At 55.8% G+C, this 2,036-nt stretch carries 1 rRNA gene; it reads left to right on the top strand.

The window, feature by feature from the left end:
- Window positions 1-2,036: ribosomal RNA gene (locus ACH4TL_RS45775) — 23S ribosomal RNA — on the top strand; the annotation flags it as partial.

The raw sequence follows: 2,036 nt of genomic DNA on the forward strand, positions 1-2,036 counted from the left end.
CCCAAGTAGCACGGGGCCCGAGAAATCCCGTGTGAATCTGGCGGGACCACCCGCTAAGCCTAAATATTCCCTGGTGACCGATAGCGGATAGTACCGTGAGGGAATGGTGAAAAGTACCGCGGGAGCGGAGTGAAATAGTACCTGAAACCGTGTGCCTACAAGCCGTGGGAGCGTCGCGCAGAGACTTGTCTCTGCGTCGTGACTGCGTGCCTTTTGAAGAATGAGCCTGCGAGTTTGCGGTGTGTTGCGAGGTTAACCCGTGTGGGGAAGCCGTAGCGAAAGCGAGTCCGAATAGGGCGATATAGTAGCGCGCTCAAGACCCGAAGCGGAGTGATCTAGCCATGGGCAGGTTGAAGCGGAGGTAAGACTTCGTGGAGGACCGAACCCACCAGGGTTGAAAACCTGGGGGATGACCTGTGGTTAGGGGTGAAAGGCCAATCAAACTCCGTGATAGCTGGTTCTCCCCGAAATGCATTTAGGTGCAGCGTCGTGTGTTTCTTACTGGAGGTAGAGCACTGGATAGGCGATGGGCCCTACCGGGTTACTGACCTTAGCCAAACTCCGAATGCCGGTAAGTGAGAGCGCGGCAGTGAGACTGTGGGGGATAAGCTCCATGGTCGAGAGGGAAACAGCCCAGAGCATCGACTAAGGCCCCTAAGCGTATGCTAAGTGGGAAAGGATGTGGAGTCGCAGAGACAACCAGGAGGTTGGCTTAGAAGCAGCCATCCTTGAAAGAGTGCGTAATAGCTCACTGGTCAAGTGATTCCGCGCCGACAATGTAGCGGGGCTCAAGCGTACCGCCGAAGTCGTGTCACTGCAGCATTACCTCCAACGAGGGCTGTGGTGGGTAGGGGAGCGTCGTGTGCCGGGTGAAGCAGCGCCGGAAGGTAGTTGTGGACGGTTCACGAGTGAGAATGCAGGCATGAGTAGCGATACACACGTGGGAAACGTGTGCGCCGATTGACTAAGGGTTCCTGGGTCAAGCTGATCTGCCCAGGGTAAGTCGGGACCTAAGGCGAGGCCGACAGGCGTAGTCGATGGACAACCGGTTGATATTCCGGTACCCGCTTTGAAGCGCCCAATATCGAATCCTCTGATGCTAAGGCCGTGAAGCCGCCCTGATCTCTTCGGAGTTGAGGGGAGTGGTGGAGCCGCTGATCCAAGGTGGTAGTAGGTAAGTGATGGGGTGACGCAGGAAGGTAGTCCAGCCCGGGCGGTGGTTGTCCCGGGGTAAGGGTGTAGCCCGAGGAGTAGGTAAATCCGTTCCTCATGTGGGTGAGACCTGATGCCGAGCCGATTGTGGTGAAGTGGATGATCCTATGCTGTCGAGAAAAGCCTCTAGCGAGTTTCATGGCGGCCCGTACCCTAAACCGACTCAGGTGGTCAGGTAGAGAATACCGAGGCGTTCGGGTGAACTATGGTTAAGGAACTCGGCAAAATGCCCCCGTAACTTCGGGAGAAGGGGGGCCATTGCTGGTGATGGGACTTGCTCCTTGAGCTGGTGGTGGCCGCAGAGACCAGCGAGAAGCGACTGTTTACTAAAAACACAGGTCCGTGCGAAGCCGTAAGGCGATGTATACGGACTGACGCCTGCCCGGTGCTGGAACGTTAAGGGGACCGGTTAGCTCTGATTCGTCAGGGCGAAGCTGAGAACTTAAGCGCCAGTAAACGGCGGTGGTAACTATAACCATCCTAAGGTAGCGAAATTCCTTGTCGGGTAAGTTCCGACCTGCACGAATGGCGTAACGACTTCTCGACTGTCTCAACCATAGGCCCGGTGAAATTGCATTACGAGTAAAGATGCTCGTTTCGCGCAGCAGGACGGAAAGACCCCGGGACCTTTACTATAGCTTGATATTGGTGTTCGGTTCGGCTTGTGTAGGATAGGTGGGAGACTGTGAAATCATGACGCCAGTCATGGTGGAGTCGTTGTTGAAATACCACTCTGGTCGTGCTGGATGTCTAACCTGGGTCCGTGATCCGGATCAGGGACAGTGTCTGGTGGGTAGTTTAACTGGGGCGGTTGCCTCCTAAAG

The organism is Streptomyces sp. NPDC021115 (assembly GCF_044333065.1).
Taxonomy (GTDB): Bacteria; Actinomycetota; Actinomycetes; order Streptomycetales; family Streptomycetaceae; genus Streptomyces.